Source organism: Streptomyces sp. NPDC001153 (assembly GCF_053598315.1).
Genome location: NZ_JBSFJZ010000084.1, coordinates 1 through 16,722, shown reverse-complemented (window position 1 = coordinate 16,722; position 16,722 = coordinate 1). Strand labels below are relative to the sequence as shown.

Annotated in this window: 16 protein-coding genes and 1 pseudogene; 7 read left to right on the top strand and 10 right to left on the bottom strand. The window is 70.6% G+C overall.

The window, feature by feature from the left end:
• Positions 1 to 19 precede the first annotated feature (19 nt).
• The gene (locus tag ACWDEN_RS46105; protein WP_450864016.1) at positions 20 to 598 is read right to left on the bottom strand and encodes a Clp protease N-terminal domain-containing protein; all 579 of its coding nucleotides are present in this window, start codon (positions 596 to 598) and stop codon (positions 20 to 22) included.
• Positions 599 to 822: 224 nt separating this feature from the next.
• Here ACWDEN_RS46105 and ACWDEN_RS46100 point away from each other — a divergent pair, with 224 nt between their 5' ends.
• Both ACWDEN_RS46100 and ACWDEN_RS46095 read left to right on the top strand, forming a co-directional pair.
• Entirely contained in the window at positions 823 to 990 is a 168-nt protein-coding gene (locus ACWDEN_RS46100) for a hypothetical protein (protein WP_450864014.1), read from the top strand.
• A 113-nt stretch (positions 991 to 1,103) separates the two neighbouring features.
• Positions 1,104 to 1,532, top strand: coding sequence for a type II toxin-antitoxin system Rv0910 family toxin (locus ACWDEN_RS46095; RefSeq protein ID WP_351616224.1), 429 nt, complete (start codon positions 1,104 to 1,106; stop codon positions 1,530 to 1,532).
• 64 nt (positions 1,533 to 1,596) lie between these two features.
• On the opposite strand, the gene ACWDEN_RS46090 is transcribed toward ACWDEN_RS46095, so the two are convergent.
• The gene (locus tag ACWDEN_RS46090) at positions 1,597 to 2,223 is read right to left on the bottom strand and encodes a PadR family transcriptional regulator (protein ID WP_351616227.1); all 627 of its coding nucleotides are present in this window, start codon (positions 2,221 to 2,223) and stop codon (positions 1,597 to 1,599) included.
• Positions 2,224 to 2,424: 201 nt separating this feature from the next.
• Here ACWDEN_RS46090 and ACWDEN_RS46085 point away from each other — a divergent pair, with 201 nt between their 5' ends.
• Positions 2,425 to 3,237, top strand: a complete 813-nt coding sequence (locus ACWDEN_RS46085) for a PhzF family phenazine biosynthesis protein (RefSeq protein ID WP_450864012.1) — start codon at positions 2,425 to 2,427, stop codon at positions 3,235 to 3,237.
• 19 nt (positions 3,238 to 3,256) lie between these two features.
• Here ACWDEN_RS46085 and ACWDEN_RS46080 read toward each other — a convergent pair whose 3' ends face one another.
• Entirely contained in the window at positions 3,257 to 4,057 is an 801-nt protein-coding gene (locus tag ACWDEN_RS46080; protein WP_351616232.1) for a CPBP family intramembrane glutamic endopeptidase, read from the bottom strand.
• Between the two features lie 299 nt (positions 4,058 to 4,356).
• The gene (locus ACWDEN_RS46075) at positions 4,357 to 5,874 is read right to left on the bottom strand and encodes a glutamate--cysteine ligase (protein WP_351616234.1); all 1,518 of its coding nucleotides are present in this window, start codon (positions 5,872 to 5,874) and stop codon (positions 4,357 to 4,359) included.
• 569 nt (positions 5,875 to 6,443) lie between these two features.
• Here ACWDEN_RS46075 and ACWDEN_RS46070 point away from each other — a divergent pair.
• Entirely contained in the window at positions 6,444 to 7,046 is a 603-nt protein-coding gene (locus ACWDEN_RS46070) for a hypothetical protein (protein WP_351616237.1), read from the top strand.
• A 276-nt stretch (positions 7,047 to 7,322) separates the two neighbouring features.
• Positions 7,323 to 7,529: a DUF5999 family protein gene (locus ACWDEN_RS46065; protein WP_067045924.1), complete on the top strand. Its 207-nt coding sequence runs from the start codon at positions 7,323 to 7,325 to the stop codon at positions 7,527 to 7,529.
• Between the two features lie 100 nt (positions 7,530 to 7,629).
• Here ACWDEN_RS46065 and ACWDEN_RS46060 read toward each other — a convergent pair whose 3' ends face one another.
• From ACWDEN_RS46060 to ACWDEN_RS46035, 6 genes and pseudogenes are all read right to left on the bottom strand, one after another.
• A complete protein-coding gene (locus ACWDEN_RS46060; RefSeq protein ID WP_450864009.1) occupies positions 7,630 to 8,676 on the bottom strand; it encodes an endo-1,4-beta-xylanase in 1,047 nt (348 codons plus the stop codon).
• 29 nt (positions 8,677 to 8,705) lie between these two features.
• Positions 8,706 to 9,536 (bottom strand): carbohydrate ABC transporter permease, encoded by an 831-nt coding sequence (locus tag ACWDEN_RS46055; protein ID WP_351616243.1) that lies wholly within the window; start codon positions 9,534 to 9,536, stop codon positions 8,706 to 8,708.
• Positions 9,533 to 10,549, bottom strand: coding sequence for a carbohydrate ABC transporter permease (locus tag ACWDEN_RS46050; RefSeq protein WP_351616246.1), 1,017 nt, complete (start codon positions 10,547 to 10,549; stop codon positions 9,533 to 9,535). The genes ACWDEN_RS46055 and ACWDEN_RS46050 overlap by 4 nt, the downstream gene beginning before the upstream one ends.
• Before the next feature lie 8 nt (positions 10,550 to 10,557).
• Positions 10,558 to 11,853 (bottom strand): extracellular solute-binding protein, encoded by a 1,296-nt coding sequence (locus tag ACWDEN_RS46045; protein WP_351616248.1) that lies wholly within the window; start codon positions 11,851 to 11,853, stop codon positions 10,558 to 10,560.
• Positions 11,854 to 11,964: 111 nt separating this feature from the next.
• Positions 11,965 to 12,543 (bottom strand): beta-xylosidase family glycoside hydrolase, encoded by a 579-nt coding sequence (locus ACWDEN_RS46040; RefSeq protein ID WP_450864006.1) that lies wholly within the window; start codon positions 12,541 to 12,543, stop codon positions 11,965 to 11,967.
• A gap of 63 nt (positions 12,544 to 12,606) precedes the next feature.
• A pseudogene (locus ACWDEN_RS46035) lies at positions 12,607 to 13,749 on the bottom strand (family 43 glycosylhydrolase); the annotation flags it as partial.
• Between the two features lie 226 nt (positions 13,750 to 13,975).
• Between ACWDEN_RS46035 and ACWDEN_RS46030 the strand changes: the two are divergent.
• Both ACWDEN_RS46030 and ACWDEN_RS46025 read left to right on the top strand, forming a co-directional pair.
• Positions 13,976 to 14,506: a universal stress protein gene (locus ACWDEN_RS46030; protein ID WP_351616251.1), complete on the top strand. Its 531-nt coding sequence runs from the start codon at positions 13,976 to 13,978 to the stop codon at positions 14,504 to 14,506.
• A gap of 330 nt (positions 14,507 to 14,836) precedes the next feature.
• A partial coding sequence (locus ACWDEN_RS46025) for an amino acid transporter (RefSeq protein ID WP_450864003.1) occupies positions 14,837 to 16,722 on the top strand: 1,886 nt, incomplete at its 3' end.

Below are 16,722 nucleotides of genomic sequence, written 5' to 3'. Positions count from 1 at the left end.
GGCTGGACGTCCGCCGGTGTCAGTGGGCCGCCCCGCCGTCTCCGGCGTACTCGTCGGCGACGGGTTCCGGCGGGGTGTTCAGATCGCGGATGCCGGCGCGCTCGAGGACCTCCACGGCCCGCGAACCCGGGTCCGCGGTGAGCGCGGCGAGGAGGCCGAGGCCGGTGACACGAGGCTCGCCCCGCAGCCGGGCCCGCTCGCGGGCGTCGGCGAACGCGGCAGCGGCCGCGGGCGACCAGCCGGCGGTGTCCCTCGGCTCGCGTGGGCCGGGCACGGCCGCGGCGGGGACGACGGAGAGCGCGCCGGAGTCCTCGACGCTGCCCTGCCAGCGCAGCCCGTAGCCGATGCTGCGCTGCACGAGGTAGCCGAGCAGCCGGGCGAGCCGCTGCGGGCCGCCGACGGCTGCGCGGACCTCGGGGTCGTGCTCCAGGAGGGAGTGCAGCAGATGGGCGGTGTCGGTCTGGCGGTCCCCGTCCCGGACGGCCCTGCGGCGGGCACCGGCGACCACCGCTGCCAGCTCGGCGCCGAGCACGGCATCGTCGTCGATGTGCGCGACCGCCTCGTCATGGGCGGTCCAGGGGGCTGTACGGGGTTGCACAACCCCACCCCATCAGCCTCAACGGGCCGGGTCATCCACGAGGGGAACCATCTCCGCGTCCCACACAGAGTGGACCCCGGCGTTCGGGATCTCATCCTTACGGAGGAGATTCGGCCGATCCGGCCCGAAGGGCGCGCGCCGCCTTGCTGTGCGCCCCGTACGCAACCACCGCACACCCCCGCTCGTCCCCCACCTATGTGGAGAGCGTGGGCGGGTGCTGGCCGGTGGCGCTGCCCGCGGTCGACGGCAAGCAGTACGTGTACCGGGTGTACGCGCCGGAGAACGCCCTGCTCGCGGACGTGTTCTGGCAGGCCTGGCACTGCCACGACGAGAGCGCCTTCCCGCACGCGTGGGACCTGTTCGACGCGGTGGTGATCCGGCGGATGGGCTGACCCCGCCGGGCCTCCGCAATTCCTGACGGTTCATCAGTATTGAATGTTCGCGCCCCTGCGGCTACGTTCCGCGACACCGTAGCCCGCTACGCCGGATCCGAAGGGGTGGTCGCATGGCCGAAGTCAGCGCGGAGGCACGCATCCAGGCGCCGGCCGAGAAGGTGTGGGCCCAGCTCACCGACTGGTCGTCGTACGGGGAGTGGAACGCCACCCACACCAGCTTCCCCAAGGGGGGCCCGGAGAGCCTGGCCGTGGGCGGGACCTTCCAGGAGAACATGAAGCTGATGGGCTTCCCGGCCGAGGTCGACTGGACCATCGAGGAGCTGGAGCCGGCCCGGGTGCTGGCCATCCGGGGCAAGGGACCGATGGCGGTGACGGTCGCCACCCGCTACACCCTCACACCCGACGGCGACGCCACGTCCGTCCGGATCGACGGCGAGTTCACCGGCGCCGCGGTGTCGCTGATGGCGGGCAAGCTGAAGGACTCGGCGACGGCCGCGCTGAACGAGTCGCTGCGGAAGCTGGCCGGCCTGGTCGCCTGAGCCGGGGTACGGGAAGGCGCCCCGCGGAGGTGCTCCGCGGGGCGCCCGGACCGTCGCACGAGCCTCAGTGCTCGTCGGCGAGGATCAGGTACAGCTTCTTGCGGGCGTCGTTGATGACGGCCAGCGCCTTCTCCCGCTGTTCCTTGCTGCCGGTCTTCCAGACCTGGCTGAAGGCCTCCATCAGGCCGAAGCCGGCCTGGCGGATCTCACCGAGGGCCTCCCAGTCGACCCCGCGCGAGGCCTCCTCCCAGGGGGCGTCGGGACCCTCGTCGGCGGCGGCGCGCCCGTCCTCGGTGAGCGCGAACAGCTTCTTGCCGCCCTCGCTCTCGCTGGCGATCAGGCCCTCGTCCTCCAGCAGCTGGAGCGTGGGGTACACCGAGCCGGGGCTGGGTTTCCACGCGCCGCCGCTGCGTTCGGCGATCTCCTGGATCATCTCGTAGCCGTGCATGGGACGGTCCTTGAGCAGGGCCAGGATCGAGGCCCGTACGTCACCGCGCCGCGCCCGTCCCCTCGGGCCTCCGCGCCCCCGGGGCCCCCAGGGGCCGGGGCCGAAACCGGGACCGCCGGGGCCGAAGCCCGGGCCACCCGGACCGAAGGGCCCGAAGGCGGCCCGCCGCCGGTCGAATCCATCCATGCCCCGCTGCCCGGGGCCCTCGTGCCGATGTCCACGCTCGAATCCGTGGGTACGCATCGCGATCACTCCATTCCATCGATGATCTGTCACGTCCGCATCGCGTATCGTTCGCGATACCTCAACGATATATCGGAACCGATCGCATGACAAGACCCTTCCCGACGCGATGCCGCAGGGGTCCGGGAAATGCGGGAAACGTGCCAGGACTCGTGGATTGGCCTTGGGCGGGCGTCCTTCGCCGCCGCTAGCGTCGGCGCCATGCGCATTCGAATCGTGGACGCCTTCACCGACCGCCCCTTCGCCGGCAACCCGGCCGGAGTCCTGCTCCTGGACGACGTCTTCCCGGACGACGACTGGCTCCAGAACGTCGCCATGGAGGTCAATCACGCCGAGACGGCGTTCACCCACCGGCTGCCCGAGGGCGGCGATGCAGACTGGGCGCTGCGCTGGTTCACGCCCGTCGCCGAGGTCGCGATGTGCGGGCACGCCACGCTCGCCACCGCCCACGTCCTGCACACCACCGGCGCCCACGAGGGTCCGGTGCGCTTCACCACGCGCAGTGGCGTGCTCATCGCCACGCCCGCCGAGGACGGCTCGATCACCCTCGACTTCCCGACGGCCCCGCTCACCCGGGCCGAGATCCCGGCCGGGGTCGCCGAAGCCCTCGGCGCGGAGCCGGTCGCCGCCTTCGACACCGGCCCGAACGTCGGCGACCTGCTGCTGGAACTGGCCGACGAGAAGACGGTCCTGGGCCTCGCACCGGACCACGGGTCCCTGGGCGCCTACTCCGCGCGCGGCATCATCGCCACCGCCCGCGCCGACGAACCGTCCCGCGGCTACGACTTCGTCTCCCGCTGCTTCTTCCCGAACGTCGGCATCGACGAGGACCCGGTCACCGGCAGCGCCCACACCGCGCTCGCCCCGCACTGGTCCGCGCGCCTGGGCCGCGACGACCTCACCGGTCTGCAGGCCTCCCGCCGCACCGGCCTGGTCCGCACCGCCCTGCGCGGCGAGCGCACCCTGCTCACCGGCCGCGCGGTCACGGTCATCGAGGGCGAGCTGCACGCCTGAGCCGCCGGCCCTCCGGTCCTCAGGCCGTCGGCAGCCAGCCCACCCTGCCCGCGAGCAGCGCGTAGCCGACGAACGCGCCGATGTCGAGCAGCGAGTGGGCGACGACCAGGGGGCCGACCCGTCCCCAGCGGCGGTACAGCCACACGAAGACCACGCCCATGACCATGTTGCCGATGAAGCCGCCGACGCCCTGGTAGAGGTGGTACGAGCCACGCAGGACCGCGCTGGCGACCAGCGCGGTCCCCGGGGTCCAGCCCAACTGGCCCAGCCTGCGCAGCAGATAACCGACGACGATGACCTCTTCGAGGACCGCGTTCTGCACGGCGGACAGGATCAGCACCGGGAACTTCCACCACACGTCCGGCAGAGCCTCGGGCACGACCGTGAGGTTGAAGCCGAGGCCGCGGGCGGTCAGGTAGAAGGCGATCCCGGTGCTGCCGATCACGGCCGCGACACCGGCGCCCCGGCCCAGGTCGGGCCACGGCCGGGTGCGGTCGAAGCCCAGTGTCCGCAGGCTGCCGCCCTCGCGCAGGAGCAGATGGGCGACGAGGGCGACGGGGACCAGCGCGCTGGCGATACCGAACAGCTGCCAGGCCAGGTCGAGCCACGGGCGGCCGGGCGCGGCCGAGGCGTTGAGGGTGGCCGCCTGGTCCTTCAGGCCCCCCGGCTTGGTGACCGCGCCGATGAAGCTGATCAGCGCGGAGACCCCGCTCGCTCCGAGCGACAGCGCCAGGACGAGCAGCGTCTCGTCCCGCAGGACGCGCCGCGGGTCGCGCCGCCGCGCCCCGGAATCGGCCACCGAGTCAGCCTCCACCTGCACCCCTGCCTCCATCCGGCTCACGGGCCCCTGGCCCACCACTGCCCTGGCAAGGATCGCAGAAGGAGATGTGAGGACGGCGTACGCCCACCTGGTTCCGCCGAGCGCCCCGGCGCCTCCGCGTTGTTCATGTCGGCCACGACAACGCTCGGGCACGACGGCGCGCCCTGGGACCGAGCGGGCAGCATCGGGCCCGCCGCTCCGCCACGCGGTCGCCACGGCGCTGAACCCGCGCCGTCGGCCCGGCCCGGCGGAGCGGGCCGGTGCGCAGCCCGCGCACCACCCCGCCTCCCACCCGGTGATCAACCGAGCGGCACCGGTTCCGGCAACCCCACCGGCCACATGTGGACCGGCTCGCCCACATGCATCAGTTCGGCATAGCGCCGCGTCGTGGCGGCCAGCGCGTCGTCGCGGGACAGTCCCTGCTCCAGAAGCCTGTGGAAGGTGGCCGCCTGCCAGGACGCCCCGTTCACCCGGCGCCGGCAGCGCTCCTCGATCACGCCCAGGTAGAGGTCGCGGTCGGCCGCCTCCACGCCCCACGCGTCCAGGCCGGCCGAGGCCAGCGGCAGCAGCTCGTCGCGGACCAGGGTGACCGCGTCGACCTCGCCCGTGCCGCCGTAGCGTCCGCGCCGGGGCCAGACGAAGCGTGCGTCGATTCCGTACCGGCACGCGGCGTCGAAGTTGGCCTCCGCCGCCGCGAAGGACAGCCGGGTCCACACCGGGCGGGACTCCTCGGCGAGGGCGCGGACCAGGCCGTAGTAGAAGGCCGCGTTGGCGATCACGTCGGTGATGGTCGGCCCGGCCGGCAGCACCCGGTTCTCCACCCTGAGGTGCGGGACCCCGTCGGCGATGCCGTACACCGGCCGGTTCCAGCGGTAGATCGTGCCGTTGTGCAGCACCAGCTCGGCGAGCCTGGGCGTGCCGCCCGCCTCGACGACCTCCAGCGGTTCCTCGTCGTCGCAGATGGGCAGCAGCGCCGGGAAGAAGCGCAGGTTCTCCTCGAACAGCTCGTAGGCGGAGCTGATCCACCGCTCGCCGAACCAGGTGCGCGGCCGTACGCCCTGGGCCTGGAGCTCGGGCGGGCGGGTGTCGGTGGACTGCAGGAACAGCGGGGGCCGGGACTCGCGCCACAGTTCGTGTCCGAACAGGAACGGTGAGTTGGCGCCGACGGCGATCTGCGCGGCGCACGCGACCTGCGCCGCGTTCCACACGTCGGCGAACCGGGCCGGGGTGACCTGGAGGTGCAGCTGCACGGAGGTGCAGGCGGCCTCGGGGACGATCGACTTGGAGGTGCAGACGAGGTGCTCGACGCCCTCGATGTCGAGCCGGAAGTCCTCGCCGCGCGCGGCCACGATCTGGTCGTTGAGCAGGGTGTAGCGGTCGACCTCGGAGAGGTTGGAGGAGACCAGGTCGTCGCGGTCGAGCGTGGGCAGGATGCCGATCATGACGATGCCGGCGTCCACCTCGCCCGCCTTGCGGTCGGCGTAGGCGAGCGAGGTGCGCAGTTCCTCGGCGAGCCGGTCGAATACCCGGCCGCCCAACCGGTGTGGGGCTATGTTGACTTCCAGATTGAACATGGCGAGTTCTGTTTGGAAATCGCGGCTCGCGATACGCTCCAGTACCTGCCCGTTCAACATTTTCGGCATACCGTCGTGCCCCGCGAGATTCAATTCGATCTCGACTCCCATGAGATTCTTGGGACGATCGAATCGCTTCTCCCGCAGCAGTCGCTCCAGTCCCGCGAGACACTTCTGAAGCTTTTCACGGTAGCGCTGGCGATCGGACAGGTCGAACTGCCCCGCCACGACCTTCTCCCCCATCGAAGCGTCCCTCCTCGGATGGGCGGGCCGACGTCCGGCCGCCGGGCTCCCTGGTGCAGGGGGGATGATGCCCAGTGGAAGCGATCGATAACGCCTCGCGCGGGCCCGGCACCCGCTACTCTGTCGGAATGTTCCCCGCGGCACATTCACGGGGCATGCGTCGGTCTGCACCAACGGGTTCCCGTCGCACCTCGTGAAAAACGCCGACGACATTCGGCCGACCGTTACCAGCGCGTATGACGTGGTCAGCGGCGGCGAGCGGCCCGGGAACCGGGAGGAGTCCCGCAAATCGACGGCGTATTACCGCCTTGCGCGACTTCCGGAATTGGGATAGACGAAACATCGGCCGAACATGCGTCATATAAACTTCGCCCACAAGGCGGAAGGTTGACGCCTCGGTCCTGGTTCCTGCCGTGTTCAGGCCGTCCCGGTGACGGGCGGCAGGCCGAGCCGCACCCGCGTTCACCGATCCGGGCCTTCACCCTTCCGGCCTTCCGTGAGCAGACAGCGCCGTCCGCCCCATCCCCTCCTCGCGCCGCCGCGCCTGTCGTACGAGAGAGGCGACCCACATGCCGCTGCACGTGCCCCCTGCCCCCGCGCCTGCCCTGCGCTCCGTCCTCGCCGCCCTCGGTTCCCCCACCGCGGTACGTGAGGCCCCGACCCCCTCCCTGCGCGCCGCGCAGGGGCCGACGACACCCGAGCTCCCGCTGCCCGTGCACGTACTGGACCGCATCACCGCACCGGGCCTGTCCGCGACCCGGCTGGCCGGCTGGCGCTTCCTGATCCGCTGCGGCGAGCGTGCCGTGGCCGCCGCGGACACCATGCTGACCCCCGACGGCTGGGCCTTCTCGCACTTCTTCGAAGGCCCGTACGTCCCCTCCACCGAGCGCGCCCTGCAGCAGGCCGAGGCACTGCCACAGCCGTACCAGGCCCGGCTGCTGTCCGTGCCCGGTCTGTACATGCTCACCCTGTGGCTGCACGGCGACATCACCGCCGACGGAGCCGAGGGGCACCCGGCCGGCACCGATCTCCTCGTCCCACTGGCGCCGGCACCGCCCGGCATATCGGCGCACCGTCCGTTCCGGGTCAGTGAGTTGCTGCCGGTGCTGACCCATCGCGCCACTCCGCTCCCCCTGCTCACGCCCCCCGTGCTCGGCTCGCCCGCCGCCTGACGGACATGCGCGTACCCCGCTTGCCCGCAAGGGAAGCGGGGTACGTCCATATCAGGGGTCTGGCCTGCAGGGACTAGCCCGATCCGGCCACTGCGAACCACCCGAAGTGACAGTGCACTTGGACTGAACCGTCCGCGCGGGTGACGCGTCATGAACCTGTGGGAAGCGGTGCTGCGAAATCCCTGCGGAACGACGCCGAGAGGGCAACACTGGGTTCCGACCGACATGACACCACGGGGGACGGCCATGACCACGACAGAGCGAGAGATCCCACCCATGTGCCAGCACCAGCCACCGTGTCCGCCAGCCGAGTCCGCCGACCGGGAGTCCGCCCGTCTCGTGGCGCACCACCCGGAGCAGGGATGGAGTCTGCTGTGCAACGGCGTCCTGCTCTTCGAGGACACCGGTGAGCTGCTGCCCGACGGCCGGATCATCGCTCCGCACCGCCCGCTCGGTGCGGAGCATGTGATGACCGCCGCCTGAGCGGAGCGCGGGCGAACGACCCGAGGGGCCGGCCGCACCCTGTGAGGTGCGCACCGGCCCCGATGTGTGTCCAGGGGCGGCTACCGGACGTAGCCGGGCGCTAGCGCAGCGCGTCCCGCAGGGCCTGGTACGCGGGCTTGGGGTTCAGCTGCTCGTCCCACGGCAGCGCGGCTCCCTCGCCCGGGAAGAAGGCCGGGATCCAGGAGTACTTGTCGGTGTAGTCCCAGACGGTCACGCCGACGCACCTGCGCACGGCCAGGCAGGCCTCGGTCAACTGCCGGTACCAGTCCGCCTGCTCGGCCAGCTTGTCCTCGGTCGCGGGCAGCTGCATCCGTACGTCGACCTCGGTCAGGGCGGTGTCCAGGCCCAGGCCGGAGAATCGGCGCAGGTTGTCGGGAAGGCTGGTGGGATAGCCGTACTGCAGGGCCAGATGGGTCTGGAAGCCGATGCCGTCGAGCGGCACACCCCTGGACTTGAGGTCCTTGGCCAGTGCGTAGTAGGCGTCGCTCTTCGGGCCGGCGGCCTCGATGTTGTAGTCGTTGAGGTAGAGCTTGGCGTGCGGGTCGGCCTCGTGGGCCCAGTGCAGGGCATCGGCGATGTAGCCGGGGCCGAGGGTCTCGTACCAGAGCGTCTCGCGATAGGTCCCGTCCTCGTTGAAGGCCTCGTTGACGACGTCCCAGGAGTACACCTGGCCCCGGTAGTGCCGCACCTCGGTGGTGATGTGCTTTTTCAGCACGGCCCGCAGCTCGCTCGCGGTCCACTGCCGGGAGGTGAGCCAGTCGGGCAGCTGGCTGTGCCAGACGAGGGTGTGGGCGCGGACCTTCTGGTGGTTCCTGCGGGCCAGGTTCACGATCTGGTCGCCGTTGGTCCAGTCGAAGACGCCCTGCTGGGGCTCGGTGGCGTACCACTTCATGCCGTTGCCGGGCGTGATCATGTCGAACTCGCCGCCGAGGATCTCCGTGTAGGCGCTGTCGGTGAGTTCGGGGTTGTCGGTGGCGCTGCCGAAGTATCGGCCGTGGCGTTCGGCGAGGTCGGCGAGGGTGGGCCGCCGCTCGTGGGCCTGGGCCGCCGGGGCGGCGAGTCCGGTGGCCATGAAAGCGGCCGCGAGGGCGCCGGCGAGTCTGAGACGCGTGCTCTTGCTGGGCATGGTGCGACTCCTGTCTCTCAGCGGGATGTTCAGCCCTTGGTGGCGCCCGCGGTCAGGCCGCCGACGAGCTGGCGTTCGGCGACCGAGTAGAAGGCGAGGGCGGGGACCATGGCGAGAACGAGGTAGGCGAAGACACGTGCGGTGTCGGCGGAGTACTGGCCCTGGAACTGCTGCACGCCGATCGGGATGGTCCACCAGGTGCTGTCGGTGAACACCAGCAGCGGCAGGAAGAAGTTGTTCCAGCTGGTGACGACCGCGAGCACGGAGACCGTGCCGAGCGCGGGCCGGGCCATCGGCAGCAGCACCCGCCAGAAGAAGCCGAGCGGTCCGCAGCCGTCGAGCGTGGCCGCCTCCTCCAGTTCGCCCGGAATCTGCCGGAAGAATCCGCGCAGGATGATGATCGTCATCGGCAGCCCGAACGCGGCCTGCGGCAGGATCACACCGAGCGGGTTGTCCAGCAGGCCCATCGAGCGCAGAAGCAGGAACAGCGGCAGCGCCGCCACCGCGAACGGGAACATCAGCCCCATCGTGAACAGCGTGAACAGCAGCTCCCGGCCCCGGAAGGCGAACCGCGCGAAGGAGAACGCGGCGAGCGCCGAGACCGCGACGACGATCACCGTCGTACCGACCGCGATCAGCGTGCTGTTGCCGACCAGCCGCCAGAAGGAGCCCGAGCCGAGGATGTCGCCGTAGTTGGAGAACACCCACGGCTTCGGCAGCCCGACGGGGTTGCGGGAGAGCTGGTCGGTGGACTTGAAGCCGGAGAGGAGGGCGTACAGCAGCGGTACGGCCATCACGGCGCCGACCGCCACCAGGACGACGTGCAAGGGGAGCGTACGACCCTTGCGGCGGACACTCATGCTCCGGCTCCCCTCATGTGCGTGGTGGCCCCTTCGAGGTCGCGGCGCAGCACGAACCGCTGGTAGGCGAGGGCGAAGACGAGGCTGATGGCGAACATGACCACGCTGATCGCGCTGGCGTAGCCGACCTGGTAGCGCTTGAAGCCGTACTGGAACATGGTCACGGCCATCGTCTCGGAGTGGTGGTCGGGCCCGCCCGCGGTGACGACCCAGACCAGGTCGAACAGCTGGATCGATCCGATCACGGACAGGAAGACGCTGATCCGCAGCGTGGGCGCGAGCAGCGGCAGCGTGACGTGCCGGAAGCGCTGCCAGGGGTTCGCGCCGTCGACGATCGCCGCCTCCGTCAACTCGGCCGGTATGGACTGCAGTCCGGCCAGGTACAGCATCATGTGGAAGCCGAAGTACTTCCACGTCATGACGAGGAACAGCGTGGCCAGCACGGTGGAGGTGCCGGCGAACCACTGGCCGCCGAGCCCGCCCAGTCCGACGGCGCCGAGGACGTGGTCGGCGAGGCCGTCGTCCGGGGCGAAGATCATGCTGAACAGCACGCCGGTGATGGCCTCGGACAGCACGTACGGCGCGAAGAACAGCATTCGGTACACCGCCCGGCCGCGCACCTTCTGGTTCAGCAGGACGGCCATCGCGAGCGCGAACGGCAGCTGCAGCGCGAGCGACAGCACGACGAGCAGCAGCATCCGCCACAGGTCGCCGAGGAACACCGGATCCTGCAGCAGACGGCTGAAGTTGTCGGTGCCGGTGTAGTCGGACGGCATCCCGAAGCCGCCCCAGCGGAAGAAGGACGCGTACAGCGCGAACAGGATCGGCAGCAGGACCAGCACGCCGAACAGCACGAGAGCGGGCAGTTGGAGGCCGACGGCGGTGAGCCAGTGCAGGGCGCGCCTACGGCTCCGCTGCCGGCCGGCGTCGGCCGCCGGGGCCGGCAGGACGGCGCCGGATCCGCGGCGTCCACTCCGTTCGCCCCGTGGGTCCGAGAGGGAGGTGGAGGTCATCGCCCGCCCTACTGCTCTTGTTTCGCGGTGCTGGTGATCGCCTGGGTGACCTGCTGCGGGGACTTGGATCCGGCGATCAGTCCGGCCACGCTGTCGTTGACCTGCTGGCCGAGGGCGGGGGCGTAGGCCTGGTCGAGGTAGAGCTGGAAGCCGGTGGCACCCTTCAACTGGGCTTGTACGGCCTTGATGTCGGGGTCGGTGAGGGCGCTCTCGGCCGCCGGTACGACGGGCAGGACACCGGTCTTGTGCACCAGCTCCTTGTCGGTGGCCTCGGAGGCGAAGAACTCCAGGAAGTCCACGGCCGCCTGCGGGGCGCCCTTGCGCAAGGCATGGCCGCCGCCTCCGCCGAACACCTCGGTGATCTTCCCGGCGCCGCCCTCGACCTCCGGGAACGGGAAGAAGCCGAGGTTCGCGCCGAGCCCCTTGCCGGCGTCCGCCTCCACGACCGGCGCCCACTGGCCCATGAGTTCCATGGCGGCCTTGCCGTTGCCGACGGTCGCGGCCTGCCCGGTCGGGGAGGAGTAGGCGGCCCCGAGGAAGCCCTTCTGGAAGGGCTGGAGATCGACGAGGTCCTTCAGGTGCTGCCCGGCCTGGACGAATCCGGCGTCGCTGAAGTCCTTCTTCTCGTCGGCCTTCTGCAGGGCGTCGACACCAGCGGTGCGCATCGCGAGGTACGCCCAGTAGTACATGCCCGTCCAGCTCTCCTTGCCGGCCAGCGCCAGCGGGGTGATCCCGGCGGACTTGAGCTTCTTCACGGCATCCAGGAAGCCGCTCCAGGTGGTCGGGGGCGCGCTGATCCCGGCCTTCTTGAAGAGTGCCTTGTTGTACCAGAAGCCGATCATGCCGATGTCGAACGGGATCCCGTACAGCTTGTCGCCGAGGAGGTACGGCTGCTTGGACACCGACAGCAGTCCGTCGGCCCAGGGCTTGCTGCGGTCGGTGAGGTCCTCGACGAGCCCGGCGTCCACCTGCTGCTGGAGCACGCCGCCGCCCCAGGTGTGGAAGATGTCCGGTAGCTTCCCGGAGGCGGTCAGCGCGGTCATCTTCGACTTGTAGGCGTCGTTCTCCAGCTGGACGATCTTGAGCTTGACCTTGGGGTTCCGGGCCTCGTACTTCTTGGCGAGACCGGCCCATACGGTCTTGGTGGGTTCGGTGGTCGAGATGTTCCACCACTCGATCGTGGTCGTCCCCGAGGACGACCCTCCGTCCGAGTCGCCGCCGCAGCCGCTGAGTGCGGTCACACCGAGACCGGCGGCGACGGAGGCCGCCAGGAAGCCGCGGCGGGACAGTGCAGGGTCGCCCATCTTGCGCTCCTTCGAAAAATTTCGGAGTTGCTTCGCAGAGCTGTTTTCGAAACATTCGAAGAAAATCTCGAACGTTCCGGACCGCGACTCTAGAAACGCGCGTGGGGAGCGTCAAGGTGTCGTGCAGGAGCTTGCGGGCGCGTACTCGAACCAGTCGAAGGCCGCGCGGCCCTCGGTGACGTACATGCCGATGACCCGGCCGGTGAATCCGGTGGCCACCTGGGTGGACGGATAACGGCCGTCCAGTTCGGCCGGCCGGACGTTTCCCTCGGAGGTCTCGACGGAGAAGGCGATGCTGTCGGGACCGCTCCCGGGCTCGGGGTCGCGGGTAGCACGGATGCCGACGGCCAGGGTGACCGGGCCCACGGGCAGCGGGAGTTCGGCGACGCACTGGCGCACCGGCCCGATCCGCACGACCACGGCCACGGTCCGCACACCGACGCCCAGGCTGTTTCCCACACCCGCGCCGCCCGGGCCACTGCCCCAAGCCACGTCCGGCCCGTTTCCCAGGCCGCTGTCCGGGTCGTCACCCGCGGCCCCGTCCCGGGTCGCGTCCAAGCTGTCGCCCCGGGCCGCGTCCAGGGTGTTGTCCCCGGCCACGTCCGGGCCGTTTCCCAAACCGCTGTCCGAGTCCTCTCCCCCAGCCACGCCCAGGGCGTTGAGCCCGGCCACGTCCAGGCCGATTCCCACGCCCGAGGCCGGGGCGTTTCACGCGGTCACGTCCTGGTGGTCTCCCGCGGCCCCCTCCAGGCGTTTTCCCGCGGCCACTTCCAGGTCGTAGTGGTGGTCCTCGTCCAGGCGGATGGACAGCCCGGCGCGGCCGGTCCAGTCGTGCGGCGGCCCGGCAGTCGAGGTGCTGCTGGCGGCGACCGACGAAGGTGTGCCCGGGCCGGTCGAGGCTGTCCCCGGTGGCGGTCAGCGTGAGCCGGCCGGGCCGCTCGGTGAGCGACCAGCACCCCTCCGGTCTGCGCCGCGGGGATATCCAGTACGGCGCGAGCACCGGGGAGGTGAAGTCGTCGCGCACCGGCGGTGGTTGGAGCGGAGCCCAGGCAGCCGGCGCGGGATGCCGCTCGCGCACCGGCCCCACCCGGGGCCGGCCGTCGGCCCACTCCACCGGGACCAGGAAGGTCTCCCGACCCAGCACATGAAACTCCGGGAAGCAGCCGCGCGGCCGGGTGCCGAGCAGCACCATCCACCAGGTGCCGTCGGCCGCCTGGACCAGGTCGCCATGGCCGGTGCACTGGATGGGCAGGCCGGTACCGCGGTGGGACAGCAGCGGGTTGCCGGGAGCCGGTTCCCACGGGCCGCGCGGCGAGCGGGCGCGGGCGGCCGAGACACCGTGGCCGAGCACGGTCCCGCCCTCGGCGAGCAGCAGGTACCACCAGTCGCCGATCCGGTACAGATGCGGCGCCTCGGGGTCCCTGAGACCGGTGCCGGACCACGTGGGCAGCGGGCCTTCGAGCACTGGGCCGGTGCGCGGATCGATCCGGGCCACGGTGACCCCGGCCATGGCGCACCAGCAGGAACCGTCCTCGTCCCAGGCGAGGTCGGGGTCGATACCGGGCAGGTCGATCCACACCGGGTCCGACCAGGGACCTTCGGGGGCGCTCGGCGGTGACGATGAAGGTGCCTCCGGCCGTGACGTTGGTGGTGATGACATGGAAGAGCCCGTGGTGGTGGCGGATCGTCGGCGCGTAGATGCCGCCCGAGGCCGGCGTGTCGTCGGGCGGCGTCAACTGGCCCGGCCGGTCGAGGACGTTGCCGATCTGCCGCCAGTGCACCAGGTCCCGGCTGTGGAACAGCGGGACGACACACCAGGTAGTAGTCGTCCCCGGCCCGGCACACGCTCGGGTCGGGGTGGAAGCCGGGGAGGACGGGGTTGTCGTAGGTCCGCATGGTGCGCTCCCAACAGGCGCCCGAAACTTTCGGATGCGGCGCCGAATCTTGGCGGCGGCCGAGCCGATCGGCCCCCCATACGGAAGTCGTTGAAAAGACACCGCCGCCCGGGCTGGTCGAATCGCCGGTACGGGAGTGGGATGGAAGGAAGGAAACAAGGGCCTTGCAGGGCGGGCACGTCCGCGCGCGAGACGCCCCGGCGTCGCCCGCGAGGAACGGTGGAGTGATGTCGGGTTACGACGCCTCGGCGACCGCTCGGGTGGTGGTCGGTGTGAGCGGCTCCCTGGGCAGTGTCACGGCCCTGCGGCGGGCCACCGCGCTCGCCCGCCGGCTGGGAGCGGAACTGTGGCCGGTGCTGGCCTGGGAGCCGCCGGGCGGTGACTCCGCCGCGCGCCGCTCCCCCGCCGCCGGCCTCCTGGTCGAGGACTGGCAGCGGCTGGCAGGACAGCGCCTCGCCTCGGTGCTCGAGGAGATCTTCGGCGGGAACGCCCCCGGTGTGCCGATGCACGCCCTCGTCGTCCGCGGTGCCCCGGGCCCGGCGCTGGTGGCGACCGCCGACCGGGAGGACGACGTCCTGGTCGTGGGCGCGGGCCGGCGCGGTCTTCAGCGCGCCTTCTCGGGCCGCGTCTCCCGGCACTGCCTGGCGCACGCGGTCTGTCCGGTGCTCGCGGTGCCCCCGTCCCCCCTGGAGTCGGAGCTGCTGTCCGTCCACCGGCGCAACACCTGGCACCTGCGCATGGACATCCGGCGCCTGTGAGGCCGGCACGGCTCAGCGGCCGTCGGAGCACCGTCGCAGATGTGAAGCCGGGCTGCCGCTCATCATCGATGGGCGGCGGGCGCCCTGACATGACCCTCGGTGGCCGTTCTCGCTCCGACGGCACGAGCGCAAGCCTGACGGCCGTGCCTCCGGCGACCGTCTCCGGCCTCCGGTTCTTGATGCTGCTTTACCGCTCCCACGCCATTCTTAACGCAAGATTGACGCCTCCTGAGCCGGGATCCGTGGGCCCAGACGTCACTCTCTGCTTACGCTGGTGCGGCCGTCGTCTGATGGCCGGAAAAGAGCTGAGCCGCACACAGGAGCCCACTGATGGCCACGACCGAGCACCCCCCTCCCAGTCGCTTGCGCAACTGGATGCTGGAGGGGCTCTCCGACATGGGCAAGCACGGCGGCCACACCGGGCCCCACGCCGAGCCCGAACCCCCGCACAAGGGCCAGCGCTGGTGGCGCGTGATGTGCCTGACCGGTGTCGACTACTTCTCGACCCTCGGCTACCAGCCGGGCATCGCGGCGCTGGCGGCCGGACTGCTGGGGCCGATCGCGACCATCGTCCTTGTCATCGTCACCCTGGCCGGCGCGCTTCCGGTGTACCGCCGGGTCGCCGAGGAGAGCCCGCACGGCGAGGGTTCGATCGCGATGCTGGAGCGGCTGCTGTCCTTCTGGCAGGGCAAGCTCTTCGTGCTCACCCTGCTCGGCTTCGCCGCCACCGACTTCCTGATCACCATCACCCTGTCGGCCGCCGACGCCTCCACCCACCTGGTGGAGAACCCGCATCTGACGAGCGCACTGCACGGCCAGCAGATGCTGATCACCCTGATACTCGTGGCGCTGCTGGGCGCGGTGTTCCTCAAGGGCTTCCTCGAGGCGATCGGCGTCGCGACGGCACTGGTCGGCGTCTACCTCGCGCTGAACGTCGTCGTCGTGATCGTCGGCCTCTACCACGTGATCACCGCGGGCCATGTGATCACCGACTGGTCCAGCGCGCTGACCGCACAGCACGGCAACATCTTCGTCATGATCGGCCTGGCCCTGCTCGTCTTTCCCAAGCTCGCGCTCGGCCTGTCCGGGTTCGAGACCGGCGTCGCGGTCATGCCCCACGTCCAGGGCGACCCGGACGACACCGAGGAGAAGCCGACCGGCCGGATCCGGGACACGAAGAAGCTGCTCACCACGGCCGCGCTGATCATGAGCGCCTTCCTGATCACCTCCAGCTTCATCACCACGCTGCTCATCCCGGAGAGCGAGTTCAAGACCGGCGGCCAGGCCAACGGACGCGCGCTCGCGTACCTCGCGCACGAGTACCTCGGCGGCGCCTTCGGCACGGTCTACGACATCTCGACCATCGCGATCCTGTGGTTCGCCGGTGCCTCCGCCATGGCCGGTCTGCTGAACCTGATGCCGCGCTATCTGCCCCGCTACGGCATGGCCCCGCACTGGGCCCGCGCGGTGCGCCCGATGGTCATCGTCTTCACGCTCATCGCCTTCCTGGTCACCTGGCTCTTCGACGCCAACGTCGACGCGCAGGGCGGCGCCTACGCCACCGGCGTGCTGGTGCTCATCAGCTCCGCGGCGATCGCGGTGACCATCGCGGCGCGCAAGGCCGGACAGCGCAAGTGGACCATCGGGTTCGGCGTGATCTCGGCGGTGTTCCTGTACACGACCGTCATGAACGTGATCGAGCGCCCGGACGGTGTGAAGATCGGTGCCTGCTTCATCGCCGGCATCATCCTGGTCTCGCTGCTGTCCCGGCTGGCCCGCGCCTTCGAACTGCGCGTGACCAGCGTGACGCTCGACCCGATGGCGGAACGATTCATCCGGGACATGGCCAGCCGCAAGATGCGGTTCATCGCCAACGAGCCCGGCCACCGGGACAAGGCCGAGTACCGGGACAAGGTCGAGCAGATCCGCGCCGACAACGACATGCCCGAGCAGGAGGACTTCGTCTTCGTCGAGGTCACGGTCACCGACCCCTCCGAGTTCGAGGCGGGCCTGACCGTGCGCGGCGAGGTGCTGCACGACCGCTACCGGGTGCTGACCCTGGAGTCCGCCTCCATCTCGAACGCGCTGGCGGCCCTCCTCCTGCATGCCCGGGACATGACGGGCTGCACCCCGCACATCTACTTCGAGTGGACCGAGGGCAACCCCTTCGCCAACTTCCTGCGCTTCTTCCTCTTCGGCCAGGGCGAGGTCGCCCC